This window comes from Rhodococcus sp. NPDC060176 (genome assembly GCF_042728675.1).
In the GTDB taxonomy this organism is placed as follows: Bacteria; Actinomycetota; Actinomycetes; order Mycobacteriales; family Mycobacteriaceae; genus Rhodococcus_F.
In genome coordinates this window covers 315913-338593 of sequence record NZ_JBHWYS010000003.1, presented here as the reverse complement: position 1 = coordinate 338593, position 22681 = coordinate 315913, and the positions used below count along the sequence as shown (strand labels likewise).

General features: G+C 62.6%; 17 protein-coding genes and 1 pseudogene. 11 read left to right on the top strand and 7 right to left on the bottom strand.

Annotated elements, in window-relative coordinates; genetic code table 11:
- Positions 1 to 191: 191 nt before the first annotated feature.
- Positions 192 to 1502 (top strand): NAD(P)/FAD-dependent oxidoreductase, encoded by a 1311-nt coding sequence (locus tag ACFWEM_RS16495; protein WP_378535102.1) that lies wholly within the window; start codon positions 192 to 194, stop codon positions 1500 to 1502.
- Positions 1503 to 1667: 165 nt separating this feature from the next.
- Here ACFWEM_RS16495 and ACFWEM_RS16490 read toward each other — a convergent pair whose 3' ends face one another.
- A complete protein-coding gene (locus ACFWEM_RS16490) occupies positions 1668 to 2540 on the bottom strand; it encodes an alpha/beta hydrolase (RefSeq protein ID WP_378535100.1) in 873 nt (290 codons plus the stop codon).
- A 100-nt stretch (positions 2541 to 2640) separates the two neighbouring features.
- Positions 2641 to 3618: pseudogene (locus ACFWEM_RS16485) on the bottom strand (amidohydrolase family protein); the annotation flags it as partial.
- 242 nt (positions 3619 to 3860) lie between these two features.
- On the opposite strand from ACFWEM_RS16485, the gene ACFWEM_RS16480 reads away from it, so the two are divergent.
- Positions 3861 to 4424: a TetR/AcrR family transcriptional regulator gene (locus ACFWEM_RS16480; RefSeq protein ID WP_378448893.1), complete on the top strand. Its 564-nt coding sequence runs from the start codon at positions 3861 to 3863 to the stop codon at positions 4422 to 4424.
- Between the two features lie 250 nt (positions 4425 to 4674).
- Complete coding sequence (locus ACFWEM_RS16475; RefSeq protein WP_378535098.1) at positions 4675 to 5043, top strand: cupin domain-containing protein; 369 nt, start codon at positions 4675 to 4677, stop codon at positions 5041 to 5043.
- A 26-nt stretch (positions 5044 to 5069) separates the two neighbouring features.
- Here ACFWEM_RS16475 and recD read toward each other — a convergent pair whose 3' ends face one another.
- Genes recD through recC form a run of 3 tightly spaced genes read right to left on the bottom strand, consistent with a single transcriptional unit; the run spans position 5070 to position 13537 of the window.
- The gene (gene recD, locus ACFWEM_RS16470) at positions 5070 to 6938 is read right to left on the bottom strand and encodes an exodeoxyribonuclease V subunit alpha (protein WP_378535096.1); all 1869 of its coding nucleotides are present in this window, start codon (positions 6936 to 6938) and stop codon (positions 5070 to 5072) included.
- Positions 6935 to 10252: a UvrD-helicase domain-containing protein gene (locus ACFWEM_RS16465; RefSeq protein WP_378535094.1), complete on the bottom strand. Its 3318-nt coding sequence runs from the start codon at positions 10250 to 10252 to the stop codon at positions 6935 to 6937. Before ACFWEM_RS16465 ends, recD begins: the two co-directional genes overlap by 4 nt.
- 3 nt (positions 10253 to 10255) lie before the next feature.
- Positions 10256 to 13537, bottom strand: a complete 3282-nt coding sequence (gene recC / locus ACFWEM_RS16460; protein ID WP_378535092.1) for an exodeoxyribonuclease V subunit gamma — start codon at positions 13535 to 13537, stop codon at positions 10256 to 10258.
- A gap of 97 nt (positions 13538 to 13634) precedes the next feature.
- On the opposite strand from recC, the gene ACFWEM_RS16455 reads away from it, so the two are divergent.
- The 4 genes from ACFWEM_RS16455 (at position 13635) to ACFWEM_RS16440 (ending at position 17250) form a co-directional block, all read left to right on the top strand.
- The gene (locus ACFWEM_RS16455) at positions 13635 to 14468 is read left to right on the top strand and encodes an ABC transporter ATP-binding protein (RefSeq protein WP_378448888.1); all 834 of its coding nucleotides are present in this window, start codon (positions 13635 to 13637) and stop codon (positions 14466 to 14468) included.
- On the top strand, positions 14465 to 15295 hold the full coding sequence (locus ACFWEM_RS16450; protein WP_378535090.1) for an ABC transporter permease: 831 nt from the start codon (positions 14465 to 14467) through the stop codon (positions 15293 to 15295). Before ACFWEM_RS16455 ends, ACFWEM_RS16450 begins: the two co-directional genes overlap by 4 nt.
- A complete protein-coding gene (locus ACFWEM_RS16445) occupies positions 15292 to 16089 on the top strand; it encodes an ABC transporter permease (protein ID WP_378535088.1) in 798 nt (265 codons plus the stop codon). Before ACFWEM_RS16450 ends, ACFWEM_RS16445 begins: the two co-directional genes overlap by 4 nt.
- 78 nt (positions 16090 to 16167) lie before the next feature.
- Positions 16168 to 17250 (top strand): ABC transporter substrate-binding protein, encoded by a 1083-nt coding sequence (locus tag ACFWEM_RS16440; RefSeq protein WP_020968444.1) that lies wholly within the window; start codon positions 16168 to 16170, stop codon positions 17248 to 17250.
- A gap of 12 nt (positions 17251 to 17262) precedes the next feature.
- On the opposite strand, the gene ACFWEM_RS16435 is transcribed toward ACFWEM_RS16440, so the two are convergent.
- Entirely contained in the window at positions 17263 to 17862 is a 600-nt protein-coding gene (locus tag ACFWEM_RS16435; RefSeq protein WP_378535086.1) for a TetR/AcrR family transcriptional regulator, read from the bottom strand.
- A 118-nt stretch (positions 17863 to 17980) separates the two neighbouring features.
- Between ACFWEM_RS16435 and ACFWEM_RS16430 the strand changes: the two genes are divergently transcribed.
- A complete protein-coding gene (locus ACFWEM_RS16430; protein ID WP_378535084.1) occupies positions 17981 to 18925 on the top strand; it encodes an alpha/beta hydrolase family protein in 945 nt (314 codons plus the stop codon).
- 324 nt (positions 18926 to 19249) lie between these two features.
- Positions 19250 to 19684, top strand: a complete 435-nt coding sequence (locus ACFWEM_RS16425; protein ID WP_230814803.1) for a cupin — start codon at positions 19250 to 19252, stop codon at positions 19682 to 19684.
- On the opposite strand, the gene ACFWEM_RS16420 is transcribed toward ACFWEM_RS16425, so the two are convergent.
- Positions 19673 to 20878 carry a cytochrome P450 gene (locus ACFWEM_RS16420; RefSeq protein WP_378535081.1) on the bottom strand — a complete coding sequence of 402 codons (1206 nt, stop codon included), beginning with the start codon at positions 20876 to 20878 and terminating at the stop codon, positions 19673 to 19675. The genes ACFWEM_RS16425 and ACFWEM_RS16420 overlap by 12 nt on opposite strands.
- Before the next feature lie 139 nt (positions 20879 to 21017).
- Here ACFWEM_RS16420 and ACFWEM_RS16415 point away from each other — a divergent pair, with 139 nt between their 5' ends.
- Together ACFWEM_RS16415 and ACFWEM_RS16410 are read left to right on the top strand one after the other, a co-directional pair.
- Positions 21018 to 21878 carry an SDR family oxidoreductase gene (locus ACFWEM_RS16415; protein ID WP_378535079.1) on the top strand — a complete coding sequence of 287 codons (861 nt, stop codon included), beginning with the start codon at positions 21018 to 21020 and terminating at the stop codon, positions 21876 to 21878.
- Positions 21875 to 22603 carry an acetoacetate decarboxylase family protein gene (locus ACFWEM_RS16410; protein WP_378535077.1) on the top strand — a complete coding sequence of 243 codons (729 nt, stop codon included), beginning with the start codon at positions 21875 to 21877 and terminating at the stop codon, positions 22601 to 22603. The genes ACFWEM_RS16415 and ACFWEM_RS16410 overlap by 4 nt, the downstream gene beginning before the upstream one ends.
- Positions 22604 to 22681 lie beyond the last annotated feature (78 nt).

Genomic DNA, 22681 nt, shown 5'->3' with positions numbered 1-22681 from the left:
GAGCGAGAGTTGAGGATGACGATCTTCTGGGCCTTCAGGTGCGAAATCAGGCAAGGCAGAGCCCATTCCGAGAAGTCGGGGTGCGGCTCTCCAGAGGAGGTCGAAGCCGTCAGGCTTACCAAGAACCCAAGCTCGCCAGTCGAAGAGATGCGCTTTCGACCTGGCGAAGCCACAAGAAGGAGGGGCCGAAAGTGCCTAACAACAAGACCGACGCAGTTGTCGTCGGAGCTGGAGTAATCGGCAGCTCCATCGCTTATGAACTGGCCGCTCGAGGTTACGAAGTCCTGGTCATCGACAAGTCTGGCGGTCCGGGCTACGGCTCGACCAGTGCATCCAGTGCGGTTATCCGGTTCAACTACTCCACATTCGACGGTATGGCTGCAGCTTGGGAGTCGCTGCATTGCTGGCAAAACTGGAACGAGCATCTCAACGCGACAGTCGACGGCGCGCTTGCGAAGTTTCGGCAATGCGGAATGGCACTGCTCGACGTCGACGTCGCACCCCACGCGCGCACGATTGGATTATTCGAGAAGATCGGAATCGACTACCAGCTCTGGGACGCAACGACACTCGTCGAGAAAATTCCCGGTATCGACGCAGGTAAATACTATCCGCCCAAGCCAGTCGACTCGGAGTCATTCTTCGCAGATGCGGAAACCACGCTCGGAGCGCTGTACACACCTCAGGCGGGGTTCGTCGACGACCCGCAACTGGCCGCCGCGAATCTTGCTGCGGCAGCACGTTCGCACGGTGCGGTTTTCGCGTACAACACGCGTGTGGTGGCAGTCGAGCAGTTGTCTGACGGCATCTGGCAGTTAGGGCTCCACGACGGGGAAAGTGTGAAATCCAAGATTGTCGTCAACGCTGCCGGCCCCTGGTCGGGAGAGTTCAACAAGCTGTCGAATGTCGGGTCCGACTTCAAGGTTTCGGTTCGGCCCTTGCGTCAGGAGGTCCATCACGTCACCGCACCCACTGGGTACAACGACGACGAGATCCTCGGCCCGATGATCGCCGATTTGGATCTCGGAACCTACATGCGAGCCGAACCTGGGAACGGTTTCCTTGTCGGCGGGACCGAACCGGATTGCGATCCGCTCGAGTGGATCGACGATCCTGATACCGCGAACCCGAATCGCACTGTTGCCCGGTTCGAAGCGCAAGTTTTCCGCGCCGCCAGACGTTTCCCCAGCTTGGAAGTCCCGTCACAACCGAAAGGTATTGCCGGCGTGTACGACGCAGCATCTGATTGGACCCCGATCTACGACAAGACAGATAAACGAGGTTTCTACGTCGCCATGGGCACCAGCGGAAACCAATTCAAGAATGCGCCCATCGCCGGGCGCCTCATGTCCAGGATCATCGACCAGGTGGAAGCTGGACACGATCACGACGCTGATCCCCTGACCTATGTCGGGATGCACACCGGGCTCGAAATCGATCTCGGCGCATTCTCCCGCCTTCGGGCACCCAATGCCGAGTCGACCGGGACCGTCATGGGCTAGAAGTGTTGTCCGGCTTAGAGAATCGATAGCCTCGACAACTGAATAGACACGGCTGTGGGTGCCCACCACCTCGTGGACGCCCACAGCCGACTTCTCCTTCAACGGCGTCTACGGAAAATCGCCCGTCGAACGTGTCGGCGTGCACATCGTCGCCGGGACGAACAGCTACCGTGCATGGCATTTTTTCAAGTAGCTCAGGAACGATGCCTGCAGCCCGGTGACATGCGTCTCGTGCAACAACGCGGTCGAAACATCCTGCGACCACCCCGTGCCGTGCAACTGCTCCACGACAGCGAGAACGTTACGTGCCAGTCCGCGATAGATCGGAATGGGCCCTGTCAGTTCGGCTTCGTTCAGCGTGACGTGCAGCTGCGGCACAACTGAGCCCACGCCGCGCTCCGGCCGGGCCTCGACCATTGTGTGGATCTGGCTGTCGGCGTTCACAACTCCGGGACTACCCGCACCGAAGGTCGCGAATGGGGGCGCGTCGCGCAGCCATGCGTAGAGGGCGAAAAGGCCTCCGTACGAGTACCCGAAGAGTCCGTGCCCGGACTCGCTGACACGTAGCTCCGACGAGTACAGGTGAGGGTGGAGTTCGTTGGTCAGGAAGTCGAGGAAGACGTCCGCGTGGGTGTCTGCCAGCTCCTCGAGGTAGGCGTCCACGTACTCCTGGGTCATTGCACCCGAGTCGCGAGCAGCGGCAAGAGTAGCCGTCATTTCTTCGCCTACCGGTTCCCCGGGCGGCACGAGATCGCGGTTGCGGAGCCGTGCCCAGTTGGCGGCTTCCTCACCGGCATATCCGACACTGACCTGGATGTACGGGGCGACCGTCAGGTACGGGTCTGCCTGCGTGACGATGAGCGGGGCGGTAAGACCTACAGCCCAGTTGCCGTCCATCACGTAGATCAGCGGTAAGGGATCCGTGGAGTCCGCGTAGCCGGGGGGTGTGGTCACCCAGACGCCGTAGCTGTGCCCCGACTTCGCCGTTATTTCGAAGTACTCCGTGTCTGCAAAACATCCGTGCAGCATTGCGCTCATCGAACGTCTCCCTTGACGATATTGCCGGACTCACGACGAGAACAGCCATGTCCGGATCGGCGAACACCTTTGCGTCTCGGAGTGGGTCTTGCTGCCAGGCAACCATGTCCGCCTGCATACCGACGCGGATCCTCCCGACAGTTTCCCCGATACCGAGAATGTCGGCATTGACGCTGGTGGCCGAAACGAGTGCATGCATCGGCGACTCCAACTCGGCGCGCAAGCGCAACTCCTCACCTCGGCGCTTTTGGTGCGGCCCGATGAGGTCCGAGCCCAGGCCGATCCTCAGGCCTGCTGCGCGAGAGGCCTCGAGCGCTCTGGCCATACGTTGACGCACTCCGGCTGCACGCTCTCGTATTGCCGGGTCCAGGTCCATGCTCTCGGTGTCCGTCAACTGCTCCACCACAGCGAAGGTGGGGACCAGAGCCACGTCGTGCTCGCGCATCAACTGGGCAGTCTCCGCGTCGATGTCGGTGCCGTGTTCCACGCACCGGACACCGGCCCGCACTGCGTTGCGAATGCCCGCATTGTTGTGCGCGTGGACCGTGACGTAGGTGCCGCGCGACGCTGCTTCTTCAACTGCCACGGAGATTTCCTCGACGGTGAACTGTGTGTCGGTGAGGCGGTCATGGCCTCCGACGACACCGCCGGTGACGCACAGTTTCAGAAATGTTGCCCCTCGGCGGAACGACTCGCGCACGTTGCGTCGTAGCTCGTCGGCATTACCCGACATCAAGGACAAGGCGCAGAGCCCTGGAATGTGGTGCATGTTCCACAGCTCGGTCGGCTCCCATGCGGCCCCGTAGTAGCCGTGCCCACCGGTCTGGCACTGCACAGGACCACACGAGAGGACACGCGGACCACGCACCTTGCCGCTCGCAATAACGTCGACGACTCCGCCGTCGATGCCACCGACGTCTCGCACCGTGGTGAAACCCGCGTCGAGGGCATCGCCCGCGGTGGCGAAGATGCCAGCCGCCAGTTCGGCTGCCGAGAGCTCGAACCCGAATTGCCTTCGGATCGGACTCGAAATGCCCAGGTGGACATGGGCATCGATGAGCCCCGGAGTCAGAAGCATGCCGTCCAAGTCAACTGTGATCGAACCCGACGGCGCCTGTCCGATCGCGGTGACAATGCCGTCGCTCACGCACACGTCGACTTCGACCGGGTCGGTGCCCGATCCATCCGCGACCATGCCGCCGGCAAACCATACGTCAGTCAAAGGGACCTCCCGAGCATTGGAAACCACTCTCCTAAACACTGGTGAATTCGATATGCGGTACCGTACTCAACAGTGGTGAACCCGTCAATGGAGGTAGCGTGAGATCGCCGGTTGGGGAGGGTCGCGAGCGACTGTTACAGGCACTGTTCGACGAGTTCGGTGAAACCGGCCCAAGTCCGAAGCTGTCGATGCGCCAAGTAGCGGAGCGCCTCGGAGTGCACCACACGCTGCTGACCTATCACTTCGGATCACGACCGGGTCTCCTCAGCGCCGTGCTGTCGGAAGCTCGCCGCCGTGACAACCTCGTCATCGCCGCGATGGGCAAAGATCTCGGGTTCGCGGCCCTGTGCAAGGCGATCTGGAGCTTCTACTCGAACGCCGAGCACGAAGATCGAAGCCGCACCTTTTTTCACCTGGCCGGACTTGCGGTATACGAGCACAAAGCATTTCAAGATTTCGCCGCCGACCTCGACGATTTGGCGCACCTCCTCGAAGCGGCAGCCCTTCGCGAAGGATTCACAGTGGTGGATGCACAGCAACAGAGCATCATCGCAACCGCATGCCTGCGAGGACTGTTGCTGCAGAGGTTGCTCACCCCCGACGCCGAGGTCGACGCGGCAGCCGAGCGCTTCATCACCTCGTTGACAGCGTCCACCACGTAAGCCCCTCACACACAATCGATCACCCCGTTCGAGATCACCGACGCGGGGGCGTTTCACCATGCGCTCGGGCATGTTTCGGCGCGAGATGGTTCCTTGAACCTCGGTTGAATGGTGGTCGATCGCACTTTCGACATCTGTACGAGCGAACTGTCGAAAGATGCGACAAGTGAATGTATCCCGGCTCAGCAGACACACGACATCATCGACATGTCCGATGATTCACGTGAGTTTCGAAAGTCAGGATCGAATTGTGACCGTTACCTTCCGAGCCGCAGAACTGAACAGCGCAAGTGGGATCTTCCAGCAAGCACTGCTCGGCCAACCCAGTGCAGAGCCACTCGGCGGAGACATCATCACTCGTGCAGACGTCGAGTTCACCAGCGATGACGGGCGCATTCAATCCGGAGTCTGGGAAAGTGAACCGGGAAAGTCGCGGTGGGAGTTCCTCACCCGCGGCGAGATCATCACCATCGTCTCCGGCGCCATGACCGTGGAGGAGGACGACGGCGATCCCGTGCATCTCATTGCCGGTACGAGTGCAATCTTCCCCATCGGATGGAAGGGTACGTGGATGGTCACCGAGACCGTGCGCAAGGTGTTCGTCGTATACAACGTATGACCAAGAGAATCAACAAGATCCGACTTTCACGGCCCGTCGTACGGACGGATCTCACGACGCAGCCCACTTGCCCTGAGCACCTGTCGCTGAACTCCCGCCCTCACGGAATCCTCGGTGCCGATCACTCTCACATGGTTTCTGGCGCGAGTGATCGCCGTGTACAGCAACTCCCGGGTCAGCAGTGACGACGCTTCGGCCGGCAACATCACCGATACCGTGTCGTACTGGCTGCCCTGGCTCCGGTGAATCGTCATCGCGTAGACGGTCTGCACCGACGAGAGTTGGCTCGGGTGAAGCAGAAACGCATCGCTACCCCGCTGGAACGCGGCAATGGGAACGCCATCCTCACGCTGCACGATCACCCCGGCGTCCCCGTTGTAGATCTTGGCCTCGTAGTCGTTGGCCGTCACGAGCAGGGGTTGGCCCGGATACCACCGCGTCGGGTCCAGGAATTGTCCTGATGCCGTGCCGACCCACTCCATTGCCTGTTGCGCCCACCGCCCGACACCGTACGGCCCGTCACGATGGGCGCACAGAAGGCGGTGCGATTCCAGGCCTTTCAGTGCGCCGATCGCATCACCCACCTCGGCCGACGCCGTCACCACCTCTGAACTCGCGACGATGTCGGCGCGCAGTGCGTCAACGTCCTCGGGCGAATGGAAGGAGACGGCGGGATCGCCACTACGCAGGATCCGCAGAACCTCAGCGGAATCTCCCGCTCGAACTGCCCGGGCCAACAGGGCGATAGTTCCGTCGAAGCGGCGTCCACGGGAGAGTTGAATGATCCCACCCCGCAGACGATCCTGCTCATCCGTACTCAGCACCTCTTCGGAACCAGTGGCCGTGAGATCGTCACCCACCAACTGCGTCAGCGCCGGATTTCCACCGACTTCTACCGGGCGGGCGACAAGATCAGCAAGAACGGCGCCCGCGTCGACAGAGGTCAACTGATCGGGATCGCCGACGAGCAGTAGTCGGGTATCGGGGCGAACGGCCTCGAGCAGGCGCGCCATCAACGTGAGCGAGACCATCGACGTCTCGTCGACGACGACCACGTCGTAGGGAAGCCTGTTGGTGGCATTGTATTTGAAGCGACTCGAACTCCCCCGCTGCCAACCGAGCAACCGATGCAACGTCATGGCCGCGAGTTCTTTGGGAAGGCCAAGGCTCGCCGTCTGCTCACGAACGGACTCCTGCAGCCGTGCTGCGGCCTTACCCGTCGGTGCGGCCAGTCCGATGCGGGCGTTCGATCCCAGCTCTGCCGACAGAAGCGCGAGAATACGTGCGACCGTATGGGTTTTGCCGGTTCCGGGCCCACCGGCGATGACCGTGGTCCACTGTGTCGCGGCGAGAGCAGCGGCTATCCGTTGACGATCAGGGGCGGTGGTCGGACCGTTCTCGTCGGCGAACAACGAATCCAGTCGCGCTCGGACGGCTTTCACGTCGGCGGGTGGCCAGGTGGACGCACGCTCACCAAGGACTCGCCGAATCGTCTGCTCCTGCAGAAAGTATCGATCGAGGTAGAGAAGCTCGCCGTCATCCGTGTCGACCAACCGGAGCGGCCTGAGCGGGCCGGCGTTGCCGCCGATCACCAGAGGGCTCAGGCGAAGGGCAGCAACGATCTCCGACGGTTCGGGCCACGGCAACGAGGTAAGTTTTTCTTCCGTCGCGTTGTCGACGCTCACATCACGCATCCGTCGCAGATCGAGGCACACCGAACCTGATCGCACGGCCCGGACCGCCAACGCTGCGGCCAGCATCACCTCGTCCGACGTTTCACCGCCCAGGCTGCACACTCGCGTCGCGACATGGACATCGGCGGCAACCAGCACCCCAGCTTCGTTGAAGATCCGCACGATCCCTTTGGCGCGCTGCGCCAGTTGCGCCTCGGTCATCGAGCCCTCTCCCCTGCTGTGTGGGACGCATCAAGACCGGCCAACAGATCCGACAGTTCGACTGTCAACTGAGCAGGCGGCTTCCATTCGAAGACACCGCATTCCGGCGGACTGTCCGGGCCGAGCATCCCACGCACGAATTGATACTGAGCGCCGCCGAGATGACGGTGCGGATCGTAGTCGGGCAGTCGCCAGCGCAGATACCGATGCAGTGCAACCGAATACAGCAGTGCTTGCAGCGGATAGTGAGAGCGCATCATCTCTGTCGCCATGAGTTCGCGCGTGTAGTTGGCAGCCGTCAGATCACCGCGGCCGAGCCGGTTGGTCTTGTAATCGACGATCACGAACGACGGGCCCGGGATCCGCAATACGGCGTCGATACTGCCCGTCAGGAATCCGCGCATCGGGGACGTCTCGACACGGTCCAGATAGTCGGCATACGACGCCAGGATGTCGTCCGTAGGAAGGTGGCGCCTCAACAGTTCCGACACTCCGCGAAGTGTGACATTCATCGACACCGGATCATCGCCGCCGGCCAGTGGGAGTTCGAAATCGAGTTCGGGAAGACGATCTTTCGGCGCGATCGTGGCCAAGGTTCCGAATCCCAAGGGAGTCTGCATCACCAGATACAGCGCATCCGCGAGTGCTTCCGAGTCCACGTCGGCCGCCCGAATCGAGACCGCCTCGGCGCAGCGCATCCCGAGTTCCGCTCTCAGATCTGCCGCAGCAGTATCCACCACCTCGAGCACTTCATGGACCAGCGTGCCGAATGCGGCGCCCGCAGGAAGTCCGTTCATCGGTGAAGGCAACGCCTCCAGCGGGGAAGGGGCGACAGTCCCGATGTCCACGGAATCGTCTGGCTCGTCGTCCTTTTCGGGATCCTCGACTTCACTGTCGGTGGTCGTGGCCGCGTGGTGAGCTCCGGCGGTGAGTGCCGAGTACGACGTACGACGCCACAGAGTGTCCAGGTCTCGACCGAAACTCGCCGCGGCCAGTTCGGACACATCCGCGGCTGCTCTGGACCACTGGACGGGCGAGGGCGGATGTGGACCAACAGGTTCCACCGAGATCACGTCGGACGCTGCTGCCGGCCAGGTTGCGAGACGTGCTGCGGTTGTACCGTCGTCGAGCACCTTCACTACCCGAGCAGGTTCGGCGATGCCGGGTGTACGTCCGAGCATCAACCGGTGCAGTGGCGAGCGCGAGGTCCCGTAGCTTGGCGCCCACCAGAGCACTAGTTGGCACTGCGCCCGGGTCAGCGCCACGTACAGCAGCCGCAGTTCTTCGCCCGCTTCTTCGGCCTCCGCAACAGTCTTTCTGGCGTTGTACCCCGGTCCTTCCTGCCCACCGACGTCGAGGATGCGGCGTCCCTCCGGGTCGTGCAACAGTTGCGTCGGCGAGTTGAAGCCGCCCACGCTCTCCCAACTGAACGGGACGTAGACGATCGGGAACTCGAGCCCTTTGGTGGCGTGCACTGTCGCGATTTGCACTGCGGCAGCGTCACTGTCGAGGCGACGGCTTCGGTCGGTGGCACTCCCGGACGTCGGGTCTTTGATCCGGTCGGAAAGCCAGCGAACCAGTGCGCTCAACCCGAACGCTTCCTCGGTGGCGACGCGACCGAGAAGTTGTGCGACGTGCCGCAGATCGGTGAAATCTCGTTCGCCGGAAGGGGCCGCGAGTACACGCTTCTCCAGATTTGTTTCGGCAGAGATCCTTTCGACCACAGCCGCGAACCCGACGCGCGCAAACAACCCGGAGTAGGAGCGCAGTTGACCCGCGAGTTCCGCGACGACGTTGTCGCCGTCCGCGTCCAGTTCTTCGGAGGTGCGCCCGAAAATCGGGGAGAGGGCCGTCAACCGGACACGATCGGAGCGATGGGGCTGCTCGATCGCCTGCAGCAGCCACAGCCACTGCGTCGCACTGGGTGTCGCGAAAACACTGGACCCACCGGTCAGCACGGAAGGTACACCTACGGCATCGAGAGCATCGCGAATCATCGCCACGTGCTTGTGGGTGCGTACCAACACCGCGACGTCTCCCGGTTCGACCGGGCGTGGATCACCGTCGACGGCCAATCGGGCATCGCTGCCCAGCAGACCGACCACGTCTGCTGCGACGTCGTCTGCGACACGACTGCGAAGTCTGCCGACTGCCGGAAATCCCGAACGATTGAGCGGGCCGGCTCCGGTTCGCGGTAGATGGCGCACACGCATCGGCACCGGCCCGGACAACCGAGACTTCTTGTGCGAAGCCTCCACCGGATGCGCGACGATGCCCTCGTTGCCGAGTGCGGCGCCGCCGTAGAGGTGTTCGAGTGCCGCCAACAACCCTGGGTCGCTACGCCAATTGGTGGTCAACTCCTGGTGCGCATCCGCCTGATCGACCGCATCGAGATAACTCAGGACTTCTGCCCCGCGGAACGCATAGATGGCTTGTTTGGGATCACCGACCAGGACCAGGGTGGTGTGTCCGTGGAAGGCCAACCGCAGAATGTCCCACTGCAACGGATCGGTGTCCTGGAACTCGTCGATCAACACGACCTTGAACTTCTCGCGCACCCGACGGCACGCGACGGGGCCGTATTCCGGATCCGTCAATACGCCGTGCAACAGCGTCAGCAGATCGTTGAAGTCGCGAATTCCTTTGGTCCGCTTACGTCGTTCGACCTCGACACGAGCAGCAGCCGCGAACAGGACGCGCTGTCCGGGTGCGGTCTCCTCCTCGCCATCGGGTTCGAGAATTGCCTGACCATCGCCGACTGCGCTTCGCGCAATGGCCAGCGCATCCTTCGTGGAGAACGGTGGAGACGAGTCCGTCCGACTGTAGCGGCTGAGGTACAAATCCGAGACGACCTCACTGATCAGGTCGTCGACCGATTCCACAAAAATTGTGTCCGGCTCACGTTCTCCGGCGATGCCGAGTCCGTCGAGCATCCGTTGGCAGAAACTGTGGGTGGTCGTGATGGTGCCGGCGTCGAACTCCGCGAGGGCACGCAGGAGTCGACGACGCCGAACGCCGATCTCCTCGTCGTCAGCTGTGGCGAGGTAGGCCACCAGATCATCTTCCGACCGCCGTGCCGCCTCTGGGTCGACTAGAGCGGCGGACACTCCGGCAAACCTCTCCCTGGCACGCTCACGAAGTTCCTGAGTGGCGGCCCTGCTGAATGTCACCAGCAGAACTTGCGATATGTCAGCGAGACCTTCGGCAACACAACGGGTCGCGAGTCCGACGATCGCGTAGGTCTTGCCAGTTCCGGCGCTCGCTTCCAACACCGTGGTACCGGTAGGCAGTGGCCCCAAAAGATCGAAGTCCACGGGTTACTCCGCTCTTTCGTTGGTCAGCAACGGATCCCACAGTCGTCGGGCGAGAACTCCGAACCGAGTCGGTTCCTCGGCCCAGACGAACTCGTCGTCCGATGGCGGGTCCGCCGCCAGCTCCGCAAGTGTTCGTGCTTCACCGAAAACGTAAGCGTTGCTCGGATCGATCATCTCGCCGTACTGTCCGGTCCACTGGGTGTCCGCTCCGTTTGTCGCATCGTCGACCGACTCGCCGCCGAAGCGTCGGCGCGCGTATTCGGCTGACGTGGCGGCCCACATCGGCAACGGTCGCTGAAGTCCCCGCTCGCGAAGGTCCACCAGCTGCTTCAGGAGTTCGACGGCGTTACCTGGCGCATCGAGCATTGATCGCGCCGCTGCTATCTTTCCCCGACCCCTTCCGATGGACACTGCATCAAGCGCACCGGATCGTCCGTGAGCCTTCAGGGCGAGCAGGTTGATCCAGGCCGTCATCCGATGTTTGGGCGCCAGTGAGGAATACGACGCCCGAACCACGGAATTGCCGTGCACCCCGGTCACGGTTCCGGTGAGTCGGCGCCCGTCCCCGAGATCAATGTCGACGTCGACGGCCTCGGCGTCGCCGCCGAGGTGCGGCAATGCAAGACCGGCAAGTTGGTCTACTACCCACTCGACGTTGCCCAGAACCGTGGCGCCCAGGTTGTACGGAGGCAAAGTACCGCGGCGCCACTCAGCTGCACGGAAATCTGCGGAGCTGCGACCAGACAAGCGCGAGAGAAGCATTCGATCACCCAGAGCCCAGGTGGACAGCGGATCGAGCTCGGTTGCCAGCGAATCCGCGATGTCGTCGTCGAGTTCCGGTACCCGGACGCCGAGGCGTTGGCGCAGAAAACCACGGGCGGGGTGTACGAGGAAGTTCACCAGGTCGGCGAGGTTCACTTCCTTCGGATGCACCTCGGGTAGATCGGCCGACAAGACTGTCGGCAATTCGACGGGTGTTCCGGCGGCAGCCCTCGCACCGGCCAGGGCTGCCGTGTCAAAGCTGAACGGCTTGTCCGGTGAGAAGTTTCGATTGTCGAACGACTGCAACGGATGCCGTGTCAGCACTCCGTTCATCGCGTCGGGGCCCACCGTCGCGCTGAGAACGTCGAGGAGACCGCTGAGGGGGATCGCCGGCGGTCTGACGACACCGGTGACCGGATCGGCACCGGTATACAACAGCAACAGGTGCTCACCCGCAGACATCACGGCATCGAGAAGCAGTTGCCTGTCTTCACTGCGCAGATCACGCTCCCCCACAACGGGATCACGGGACAAGATGTCGTCACCGTCGACTCCACCGGTTCGGGGGAAGACCTCGTCGTCGAGCCCGATCAGCACGACGACGCGATGCGGCACCGAACGCATCGGAACCATCGTGCACACCGTCAGTTCGCCGGTTCGGAAATTGGCACGCGTAGGTCTGCCCGCGAGGCTGCGCGAGAGCATCGCTCGAACATCGGCCAGACGTAACACCGTCTCTCCGCCGAATTCGACAGCAGCTACCAGTTCGCGGTGAGCCCCCGCGCTCTGCCAGGAATCGGCGGGCACTGTGTCGGTCAGCAGATCCACAGCCCGCATCAGCACGCGAAGCCATTCGGCCGGCGAATGCGGGCCGGCAAGGTCGCGAAGCGAGACGGCCAGGCGATCGACGAATTCTGCGAAACGTCCACTCAGATCGATGTCGGTGCCGTCCACGTCATCGAGTGGCAGCGCGAGATCCAACCAGGCGTTTTCCGACTCGTCCGCGCTGACCCCCAACAAGATTCGGTCCATGGCGGTGTTGAAGGTGTTCTGCGGAAACGCGTCGAGACCGAACGTGGCACGCTGCCGACTACCGATTCCCCAGCGAGCACCCGCTTCCGTCGTCCACTCCCGCAATCTTTCCAACTCGTCGTCACCCCACGAAAAGCGCGTGCGGACAGGCTGAGTCGCAGCAAGATCGAGAACCTCACTGGCTGTGGCCCTGCCGTCGGCCAATTCGAGCAGAGACCCGAGAACTGCCAGGACCGGATTGGTCTGACGTAATCCGCGGTCTGCCAGACGAACTCGCAGAAGATGCCCGGGGTGGCCATGGACACCCTGCCCGAATGCCGCACGAACCAAAGGTGAGTAAGTTTCGACGTCCGGGCACATCACGAGTACGTCGCGCGGCTGCAATGTCGGGTCGTCCTCGAACAATCGGAGCAGACATTCGCGGAGCACCTCGACCTGCCGTGCCGGCCCGTGGCAAGCGTGGACCTGAACTGTCCCATCGGGTTCCGCTGAAGCGCTGGGAGCACGATCTGCGATGACGTCCGCTTTGACCGTCGCCAGGAGGGATTTCGGGCCGGCTGGTTCGGGAAGATGCACCGACTCGAACTCGGCGGCGCCGAGGCTGATCTGTAGTTCACGAACGTCGCGAGCGAGGCTCGACAGCAACGGATTGGCGGATATCAGGGCCGACCCGTCTTCCGAACGACGGATCTCACTCCCACTTCGAGGCTGCATGCGCGAGCTCATCTTGTTCCACAAGGCGGGGCTCGGATGCGGGAGCCAGACGTGCACGTCCCGATGCGCGCTCAGGGCGCTCAAGATCATTCGCTGATCGACCGGCAGACGTGTCGGCCCGAAGACCGAAAGGCGTTCCGGCAGGTCGACCAAGGCCGGATCCTCGACAAGAGCGCGGCTTACCTGCCCCAATCGCTCTGCGGGTCCTGGGAGGTCGATCCTGTCCGCGACGATGCACCACAGACGTGCCTGCCACTCGAAATCCTCCGAGAGCGGTAACCCGTGTCCGTCCGTCAACTGCCCGGCTGCCCAGTCGATCAGCATCTGCGGGCGTTGCGCGGCATAGCTGCGGAAGAGTTCGGTGACGTGCGTAGCGGAGGCGAACCGTCGACCTTCACGATGGCCTTCGAGATGCTTCGCCAGGACGCCGCACCAGGGCTCGCCGAGGGACTCGTCGATCACTTCGAGAACCGTCCACACCAATCGTGTCGGCGACCACGGGTCGTCGTCAGCCGTGATTCCACTGACCGCGGCCACGGACTCTGCGACCAGGCGCGCGGGTGAAGGAAACGCGATGTTCGCAGAAATTCCGTCCACTGCTGACGGTCCGGACGTGCCTAGCTGGGAGGACAGCCGCTGATTGAGCCAACGCTCGACGCCCTTGGCCGGCACTGCGACAGTTTCGCGGGCGAATGGATCCGACAACGGTGTCCGGAGGAGCGTGGCCAGCGCCGAGACCAACGTGTCCGAACGCTCGGCCCGGTACAACTTCAGCAATCTTCGCTCCCCTCACTCCGTCCAGAGGTCCATCTCACCACGACGCTGTGACAGGACATGCCGAACCAGCCTCACGCAGCGGTGACGCGCAGGCAACATGACCGCAACCGGACGTTCGTACTGTGCGGGAATGACCAGTCCCACCGCCACACCTCGCCCCGCTGGAACCGGTCTCGACATCTCCGGCCTCGGCAAGACCTTCGAGATGGGTCGTCGGTCGGTGACCGCGCTGACCGACGTGTCCCTTCAAACCAGCGAAGGCTCGTTTCTGTCTCTGCTCGGGCCGTCCGGTTGCGGGAAGTCCACCGTTCTCCGCATTCTCGCGGGCCTCGATACTCCGACGTCGGGAACGGCCCTTGTCAACGGGCAGTCCCCCGCCGAGTTGCGCAAGCGTCGCGAACTCGGAATCGCGTTCCAGGATTCGGCTTTGCTGCCGTGGCGGACGGTGACCTCCAACATCAAACTGCCGCTTCAGGTTGCCGGCATCGATCCCGACCCCGACCAGATCGCCGACCTGATCGCTCTCGTCGGCCTGGAAGGATTCGAGAAGGCCAAGCCCGCTCAATTGTCCGGCGGTATGCGTCAGCGTGTGTCGATCGCACGATCACTCGTCGTCAAGCCGAGCGTCCTACTACTCGACGAGCCGTTCGGCGCGCTCGACGACATGACCAGGCAACGGCTCAACATCGAATTGCTCAGGATCTGGACCGAGAAGCCGGCCACCACGTTGATGGTGACGCACGGTATCGCCGAGGCTGTGTTCCTCTCGGACGTCGTCGCTGTCATGACGCCGCGGCCCGGACGCGTCCTCGAAGTCGTGCCAATCGACCTGCCGCGCCCGCGGACGCCCGAGATGATGCGGACACCCGAGTTCCACGAGATCCACGACTACCTCTCCGGACTGCTCTTCGGAAAAGCAGGCGTCGCATGACCATCACCGATATCGAGAACGTCGCGACCGCATCGGCGCAGCCATCAGCACCGCGCCGGATCCGATTGAAGCGTCCGACATGGTTCGGCGGTGCAGTCGGCATCTGCGGACTGATCGCTCTCTGGTGGATTCTTGCCGCCGCCGGTGTTGCGGGAGGCACGATTCCGACGCCGTGGGTGGTTGTCTCGACAATGTTCGATGACGGCTGGTCGCTGTACGGACCCAATTTCACCGTCACGGCGTCCGGTGCGCTACAGGGCTTTCTCTGGGGAAACCTGCTGGCGATCACGCTTGCCGTGCTTGTCGTTCTCATTCCACCCATCGAGGGGTTGGCCACGCAATTGGCAATCCTGAGCTACTGCACACCGTTGTTGGCCCTCGGCCCGATCATCCTGGTGGTCTTCGGCGGCCGGACCCCCACGATCTTTCTCGCCGCGATGTACTGCTTCTTCACCACGATGGTCGGCACGCTTGCGGGCCTGAGATCGGCAGACAAGACGAGCCTCGATCTCGTCGCCGCCTACGGCGGTGGGCGTTGGCAGAAGTTCACCAAAGTTCAACTTGTGAGCGCACTTCCGAGCACCTTTGCTGCCCTCAAGATTGCTGCACCTTCGGCCGTACTGGGTGCAATTCTCGGTGAGTATCTCGGCGGGGTGGACAGCGGGATCGGCGTCGCACTCACGGCCGCTCAGACGTCGTACAACGTCCCGCGAACCTGGGGTATGGCTATCGCCGCCGCCTTGCTCGCCGGCCTGGGATACGCCGTCGTCGCAGCGATCGCCCGACTCGTCACGCCATGGACCAGCGCTCCGGGAGCACAGAAATGACCGCGGTACGAGGAACATTGAGAGTCCTCGCTCCCATTGCCATTGCCTCGGCGCTGTTGCTTGTCATCTGGGTGGTCTTTCTCAACGCCTTCCCCCAGGTGGGGCCGCGTGTAGGAAAGACGCCGGCCGACGTCTGGGAGTATCTGTTCTCCGGACCGAAATCTGCCGATGCGCGTTCGGGCATCGTCGACAACCTGTTCATCACACTCCGCGACGCCGGTGTCGGCTTTGCCGTCGGAATGACTGCCGCGCTCGTGGTCGCATCCATTTTTGTCGTTTCGCGCACTGTCGAACAGACTTTCATGCCCGTTGCAATGCTTCTACGATCTGTTCCTCTCGTTGCGATGACCCCGATCATCGTCCTGATATTCGGGCGCGGAATCGTGGGTGTGACGGTCATGGTTGCGATTGTGGTGTTCTTTCCAGCCCTCGTCATGATCATGGTCGGTCTGCGCGCTGCTCCGGCTCAGGCACAAGACCTCATTGCCGCGTACGGCGGGAGTCGTTGGACGGCACTGCGAATGGTGTCCGTACCGTCCGCACTTCCGGCGGTGTTCGCCGCCGCTAGGGTGTCCGTACCCGGCGCCTTGATCGGAGCACTGATCGGCGAATGGCTCGGTAGCGGCCAAGGTTTGGGTTCGAGCATGATCAAAGCCATTCCGCGCTATCAGTACAACGAACTGTGGGCATCGATCGTGGTGATCACCGTGGTGTCGATCATCCTCTACGCCGTGGTCGGAATCTTCGAAAGCATCGCTCTGTCTCGTTTCGGCCCCTCGGCGGGCAAGTCGTGACATCTGTTAACACGACCTCAACAAACTCTGTCTCCCAAGCAAACTGAACGAAACCGACTGGCCCTAGTGTTCCGATTCATGACGCCATTCAAGCCCGTCCGCCAGCTGGACCGCAGGGCCTTCTTCCGCTACTCCGCGCTGACCGGCATCGCAGTCGCCGGTAGTGCGTCATTGCTCGCGTGTAGCAGCGACTCCAGCAGTTCGAGTGGCGGAACCACGGACGACGGTTCCGAATTCGGAACAGTTGCAGTGCAGTTGTCCTGGATCAAGAACATCGAGTTCGCGGGCGAGTACTTCGCTCTCGACAAGGGCTACTACAAGGATGCAGGCTTCGGGAATGTCGACCTGGTGGCAGGTGGCGCAGCCGGCACCGGCGTCGAAGCCGGCTTGGACACCGGCAAGGTGTGGATCGGAATGTCCGCACCGCAGCTCACAGCCCCCGCCGTGCTCGACGGGCTGGAGGCAAAGATCGTCGGGGCGACATTCCAGAAGAATCCGTTTGCGATAGTCAGTTCCGCTGCGGCACCGATCAACTCACCCCAGGACATGATCGGCAAGAAGATCGGCGTCCAGGATTCCAATCAGCTCGTCTTCGGAGCTCTCCTGGCAGCAAACGGCCTGACCGAAAGCCAGATGACGATCGTGCCCGCGCAGTTCGATCCGAGCCCCTTGGCGAACGGCGAGGTGGACGGCTGGGTCTCCTACGTGACCAACGAGCCGATCACACTGGCCGCCAAAGGTTTTCCCAACGCCCACTTCCTCTTCGCGGACTACAACCTGCCGTTGGTCGCCGAATCGTTCACGGTTCTCCAGTCCACCATCGACAACGAGAGAGACAAGCTCAAGGCATTCCTGAAGGCCGAGATCCAAGGATGGAAGGATGCGGTCGCCGATCCGGCAGAGTCGGCACGGCTTGCCGTCGAGGTCTACGGCAAGGACCAGAACCTAGAACTCGAAGAGCAGATCAAGGAAGCCACCGCCCAGAACGATCTGGTGGTGTCGGCAGATACCAAAGCCAACGGGTTGTTCACGATGACACCACAACTGATCGAGCAGAACATCGCGGCACTGTCGAAGGCGGGACTGGAGATTACAGCGGACCAACTGTTCGACATGTCGATCCTCGAAGAGGTGTACGCCGAGAATCCGGAGCTGATCTGACTGAGCCGAGCGTCAGCGAACCTCTCGCGCGAGTACGCCCGAGATGAATAGTTGTACAAGGACCTCGGCCTTGTACCGGGCATCGGACCCAGCACCAATACAAAGGTTCCCGATGCCTTTGAGCACGTTGTACGCATCGACCCGCGAAGCAGTGCCAACGGACTCGAGCGCCGCCTCGAGGAGGGCGTCACATACCGGGACGAGGCGGTCGACGAAGTAGGTGTGCAGAGCGTCGGACCCGGCGCTGTCTCCTTGCAGTGCGCCGGCGAGCCCATGCTTGGTGACCAGGAACTCCACGAACAAAGCCACCCATGCCCGCAAAGCCGCCTCGGGCGTTGCACTCTCCGCGAGCATCTGTGGGCCTGCGTCCGCACACGCCTCGACTTGGTGTCGGTATACGGCGACCACCAACTCGGGGCGCGTCGGGAAGTGGCGGTAGATCGTCCCCATGCCGACGCCGGCCTTCGCCGCAATCTCCCGCACCGGAGCGTCGACCCCGGACTCTACGAACACTGCTGCCGCCGCGTCGAGCAGCGCCTGCTCGCTTCGACGTGGGCGACCGACTTGCTTGGGAGACGCGACGCGCGAATGCTCGTCCTGGGCATCAGCCATGTGCACTCCTCGCTGACTCACGACATATGTTTGCATTACGGAACAACGCTCCGTAATGTTGCGGAGCGACGCTCCGATAACCAGTATCGCAGGGTGCAGCCTCAGCAAGGAACTTGCCATGACCTCATCAATGATCGACACGCTGAACGGCATCATCGGCGCCGGCACCCCGGTCGTCTCCGTTGCCCCCGTCGAGTTGTTCGCCCCCGATCGACCTGTCCCGCTGGAAGTACGTGTGTCTGCTCCGGCAGCAGGCACGAACCTCCCCGTTGTGGTGTTCTCCCACGGCAACGGCTGGAACCTCGATGGATACTCGCCACTCACGGCATTCTGGGCATCCCACGGATTCGTGGTGATCCAGCCGACACATCTGGACTCGCGCCGGAACGGTTTCGGGTTCGACCATCCAGTGTTCCCGACGATCTGGACCGAGAGGATCGCGGATCTCACACGCATCCTTGATCAGCTCGACACCATCGAATTTGCCGTGCCCGGACTTGCCGGCCGCATCGACCGCAGTCGAATTGCCGCCACGGGTCACTCCTGGGGTGGGCAAACCGCTCAGTCGCTCCTCGGAGCACGGATCTTCGACGAGGCCGGCCAGGTCGGCCAGGACATGTCCGACAGTCGCGTCACCGCGGGAATCCTGTTCGCAGCAACCGGTCTCGGCGGCGCGAACCTGCATCCGTTCGCGCAGGCGAACTTCCCGTTCATGCGCCCCTCGTTCCAGGAACTGACGACGCCGACACTCGTCGTCGCGGGCGACCACGACCAGTCCAAGATGTCCAGCCGCGGACCTGACTGGTTCACCGACGCCTACACGCACAGCCCCGGAGCCACCGACCTCCTGACCTTCTACGGTGCCGAGCACGCACTCGGCGGAATCGTCGGATACGAAGTCGCCGAGACCACTGACGAAAACCCAGAGCGGGTCGCCGCCATCCAACGGATGAGTACTGCCTACCTTCGGACCGCGTTGCGCGTCGATGAGACCAGCTGGCCAGCGGCCCGGGCCGCATTCAGCGACAACGCCGACCCGATCGGCCGAGTCGACACCAAGTAATGCGGCAGTGATCAACTCACTGGCCGAAAGTGAACCTGAGATTCGCATTTATCAAGGTATTGAGCCGCTTTCGCATGCTGACAACCTCTGCCTCGGGCGGTATCGGATCTGCGAGGAAGAGCGTCCAACGCAGCATCGTGCTGTTTCCGACCGCCTCGATGTCGAATCGGATGACGGCGTCGGGTCGGGCTGGCGGTATGGCACGAGCGTAACCGCCCCTTAGGGCCATACCTCTGCCTTCTCCCTGCAAGATTCACGAAAACCGGGATAAATCGGACACTGTCGGAGGACACTCAGGAGCACATCCGTCTGGGAGGGCCGCTCATGCGTAAACGCCATCAGGTTCTGCTTGCAGTGTCCGCAGCGATCGGGCTGTCTCTGACGCCGATCAATGCGTCGGCAACACCGAGCACGGGGGTGCACGGTGAAATCCTCGGGCAGGTGACTTTCGACGGCAAGGATTACATCCTGCGCCAGATCACCATCGACCCCGGCGGTTCCACCGGTTGGCACTTCCACGACGGGACGCTCTACGCGCTGATCGCGCAGGGCACGTTGAGCCACTACCGATCCGATTGCTCCGTCGACGGGATCTACAGCGCCGGTAATACATTGATCGAACCCAGCGGTTCGGACCATGTCCACATCGGAAACAACTCTCAGACAACACCATTGGTACTCGAAGTCATCTATGTCAATCCGGCGGGTAGCCCCCTCTCCGAAGACGCTGCGCCTCCCAACTGCCAACTACCCGGCTGACGGCGCCGAAGCCGTAAACCGCACCGGCATCGATTCGAGTCCGGACACGAAGTTTGCGGCGCGCCGCTGCAACGGTGCGTCGGTGGCAAGTGCCATGTCCGCCAGCCTGGCGGACAGTTGCTCGAACATGATCCGTCCCTCCAACCTGGCCAGCTGATTGCCCAGACAGAAGTGAGTTCCGAAGCCGAAGGCCACGTGTGGGTTCGGCGTGCGGCCGATATCGAACTGTTCGGCATTCAGGAACACAGACTCGTCGAAATTTGCCGATTCGAAGAGCAGCAGCATCTTCTCTCCGGCCTTCAGCTGCGCACCGAAGAAATCGGTGTCACGGGTCAGGGTTCGAGCCATGTTCTTGATGGGCGAGAACCACCGCAACATCTCCTCCATCGCCAACGGAATGGCATCGGGATCGTCGACCAGTGCTCGATGCTGGTCCGGATGGCGCAGCAACTGTTCCATGCCGCCGCTGAGCACGTGCCGTGTGGTCTCGTCACCGCCGATCAGGATCAGCAGGGATTCGTTGACGATTTCCTGATCGGAAAGCGCCTCGCCGTCGACCTCACTGTGAATCAACGTGCTCACCAAATCGTCGGCCGGCTCGCTCCTCCGCTCGGCGATGGTTCGCATCATGTACGCGGTGAAATCGACATACGCAGCCATCATGGCCTGCAGTTGCTCCTGGGAAGCGTTGCTTCCCAATGCCTTCACCAGATCGTCCGACCACCGCAGAAACATCGCGCGTTCGTCCGGACGAACACCCAACATGTCACCGATGACGGCCATCGGCAGCGGTGCTGCCAGGTCTGCGACGAAGTCGGCTTCTCCCTTTTCACAGACGGCGTCGATCAGTTGATCGCAGATCTCCCGGATACGGCCGGCCTTGGCTTCGACCTTCTTACGTGTGAAACCCGCGTTGACCAAGCGTCGACGCGTGAGGTGCTGCGGGTCGTCCATGTCGATCATCTGCGGCAACGGACCGGTTTCGGGGCGGATGCCACCGGCGTTGGAGAACAGTTCGGGATCCCGCTCGGCGGCAACGACGGCATCGTAGCTTGCGGCCCCGGTGATTCCGTTGGCGTCGTCTCGGTACACGGGCTCGTGATCGCGCATCCACGCGTACGCGTCGCGCACATTTCCGAGGTCTCCGCTGTAGAAGCGCCCGTCGATCAAATCGAAGGTCGGTCTGGTAGCCATCACTCCACCTCTCGCACAACCCTTGCCTCAATAAGTAGAACCTGTTCCTATATAGCGTGGGGCGTTTTCACCGAAGCCGAACCGGAAAACCTCCAGAAGCAGCACGCGAGCCCGCCGGAGCAACGACCAGGAGACACGCATGGACGACGACACCGCCTCAGCGGGCATACCCACTTTCACCGGCAGATCGATACTGGTGACCGGCGGCGGTAGTGGCATCGGTCTGGGCATCGCGCGTTCGCTGGTTGCGTCCGGCGCTCACGTCACGATCTGCGGACGCAACAAGGACAAACTTGATGCTGCCGCCGAATCGATCCGGCAGTCGAATCCGGCGGGATCGGTCAGCGTCTCCCCTGCCGACGTCACTGTCGAGGCAGACGTCGTCGCCACTGTCGCCGCGGCGGTGTCCGTCACCGGAAAGCTCGACGGAGTCGTGGCCTGCGCCGGTGGGAACGAAACCATCGCCCCGGTCACGCAACTCGACGTCGACGCGTGGCGGCGCACCGTCGACCTCAACGTCACGGGGACCATGCTGACGATCAAGCACGGTGCTCGGGCGCTGGTGGCCGGAGGCGGCGGATCCATCGTCGCGATCTCGTCGATCGCCAGCAGCAACACACATCGCTGGTTCGGCGCGTACGGCGTCTCGAAATCCGGCGTGGACCACCTGGTGCAGTTGGCGGCAGACGAACTGGGCGCCAGCAACATTCGTGTCAATGCTATCCGGCCAGGGCTGACCCGAACGGATCTGGTCGCGCTCATCACCGACGGTGGCCCCATCCTGGACGACTACCTGGCAAACACTCCGCTCGAACGCGTCGGCGAGGTCGAAGACGTCGCCGGACTCGCTTCCTTTCTCCTGGGACCGCAGTCCACCTGGATCACCGGGCAGATCATCAACGTCGACGGAGGCCAAATGCTGCGCCGCGGACCGGATTTCCGCTCGATGCTCGAACCCGTCTACGGCTCCGACGGACTCCGCGGGGTGGTCGCGCCATGAGCTACACGATTCTGGGCAAGAAGGTCGAGATGCCCGTCGAAGTTCGCACCGCATCGGCCTTCATGGCGCTGTACTCGGTACCCAGCGCAACCGCGCAGTCGATCATCGACTACACCGGCTTGACCGTGCTCCAGTACCGCCCCGGCCGGGCGCTCTGCGGGCTGGTTTTTGTCGACTACATCGACGGGGACCTGGGTCCGTACAACGAATTCGGAGTGACGTATATGGTGCGCAGCCACACTGCGCCCCCGGACACTTCGGTGCTGGGAGATCTTCGTTCGCTCGCTGCCGGGACTGCAGGGGCGCTCATCCACGAATTGCCGGTGGACGGCGAGTTCACCAAGGCCGCCGGCCGGGAGATCTGGGGATTCCCGAAGGTGCTCGCCGAGTTCGACACCGAGCACGTCGGCTCGGTCAAGCGCGGATCCGTCTCGCGCGACGGCAAACTCATCACGCAGTTGAGTGTGAAGTCCGGCGTCAGCGTGCCGGGCGGTGGAGCCAACATGTCGTTGGCCGCGTACTCGCATCTCGACGGCGCCACCAGGTGCACGTCGTGGGACATGGCGCCGACCGGCGTCAAATCGCGCCCTGGTGGAGCAGAGGTTCAGCTGGGTAGTCACCCGATGGCGGCGGAGCTTCGGAAACTGGGACTCCCCCGCCGGGCCCTGATGACCACGACCATCAAAAACCTGGCGATGACGTTCGGGGAGGCGACAACGATCTGAGTGTCAGCCGACGGCACCCCTTTCGGTCACGTGTGACTCGGGCTACACTCCTGGACGGTTGACCAACTCGCGTCAGAC